Genomic DNA, 1,770 nt, shown 5'->3' on the forward strand with positions numbered 1-1,770 from the left:
GTTGTAGCTGCCGCTGCCGGAGTACGACAGCACGCGCCAGTAGTAGTAACCGGCCGCGCCGTTGTAGTTGACCGACTCCTCGCTGGACGGCGTGGTCGACTCGGCGACCTTGCTCCAGCCCGAGCCGTTCCAGCGGTACAGCTCGAGGTCGAAGTCGGCCCCGGCCGGACCCTGCAGCCAGCCCTTCTGCGCACCGGCGCCAGACTGGTAGTAGGTGCCGTTCGGCTGCACGGCGGAGGTGCCCGTGCCCGACAGCGAACCGCTGTACTTGTCGCAGCCCGTGCAGGGCTCGCCACCACCGCCGCCGGTGCTGTAGTCGGCCACCAGGGACAGGCCGCTGTAGGCGCTGTAGCCGCGCAGCATCACGTGCCAGGTGCCCGCCTGCGGGCTGGCGAAGGTGCAGCTCTCGGCGTTGCCGTTCCTGTACGGACGGCAGTCGTAGGTGCTGGTCGTCGGGGCCGAACCGAAGCGGACGTACAGGTCGGCGTCACCGCTGCCACCGCTGGTGGTGAAGCTCAGGTTGCTGGCGCCGGCCGGGACGGTCAGGGTGTAGCGTGTCTCGGAGCCCTGCGCGCCATTGACGTTGACCGGCACGCCCTTCTGCAGGCTGCCCGGCGTCGGATCCGGATCGGGATCCGGGTCGGGATTGCCGCCGCCGAAGACGCTGTACAGCAGCAGGTTCGGCGAGCCGGTCTTGGCGTCGCTGACCTTGTTCGGAGTGGCGTTGTTGGCGATCGCGCTGGTGACCTGGCTCGGCGAGGCGTTCGGGTTGCCGGCCAGGTACAGCGCGGCGACGCCGGCGACGTGTGGCGAGGCCATCGAGGTGCCGCTGATCGAGTTGGTCGCCGTGTTGCTGGTGTGCCAGGCCGAGGTGATCGACGAACCCGGGGCGTAGATGTCCAGGCAGGTGCCGTAGTTCGAGAACGAGGAACGCGCATCGGACGACGTGGTCGATCCGACGGTGATCGCGCTGGCGGCGCGCGCCGGTGAGTAGTTGCAGGCGTTGCCGTTGTCGTTGCCGGCGGCCACGACCACGGTGACACCGGCATTGACCATGCGGGCGACTGCCTGGTCGGTGGTCGAGGACGCACCGCCACCCAGGCTCATGTTGGCCACGGCCGGCTTGACGTGGTTCTGCGCCACCCAGTCCATGCCGGCGATCACGCCGGAGTTGCTGCCCGAGCCATTGCAGCCCAGCACGCGGACCGGGTACAGGCGCACGGCCTTGGCGACACCGTAGGTGGCGCCGCCGACGGTGCCGGCGACGTGGGTGCCGTGGCCGTTGCAGTCGTTGGTGCCATTGCCGTCGCTGATGGCGGTGTAGCCACTGCCGACGCGGCCACCGAAGTCGTTGTGGCTGGCGCGGATGCCGGTGTCGATGATGTAGGCGTGCACGTTGCTCGCCGTGGTGTCGTAGCTGTACGTGCCGCTCAGCGGCAGGTTGCGCTGGTCGACGCGGTCGATGCCCCAGGTCGCGTTGTTCTGGGTGGCCGAGGCATGCATGATGCCGTCCTCCTCGACATAGGCGACGCGATCGTCGGCGAGGATCTGCGCGAGTTCGTCATCGTTGGCTTCCACCACGAACCCACGCAGGGCGCTGTGGTAGGTGCGCACGACGTTGCCGCGTCCGCCGCGGCGACTCTTGTTGCGGGCGAACGACTGCGCGACGGCGGCGACGCTCGGCTTGTTCGCCGACTGCGCCTCGAAGCCCATCGCGGCGGCATCGTCCTTCAGCACGACGATGTAGCGGCCTTCGATCGGCGCCTTGGC

The 1,770-nt window shown here is 68.9% G+C and carries 1 protein-coding gene; it reads right to left on the reverse strand.

Annotated elements, in window-relative coordinates; translation table 11 throughout:
- A partial coding sequence (locus tag FKV25_RS15915; RefSeq protein ID WP_170218681.1) for a S8 family peptidase occupies nucleotides 1-1,770 on the reverse strand: 1,770 nt, incomplete at both ends.

Source organism: Marilutibacter aestuarii (genome assembly GCF_006546775.1).
Lineage (GTDB): Bacteria > Pseudomonadota > Gammaproteobacteria > Xanthomonadales > Xanthomonadaceae > Marilutibacter > Marilutibacter aestuarii.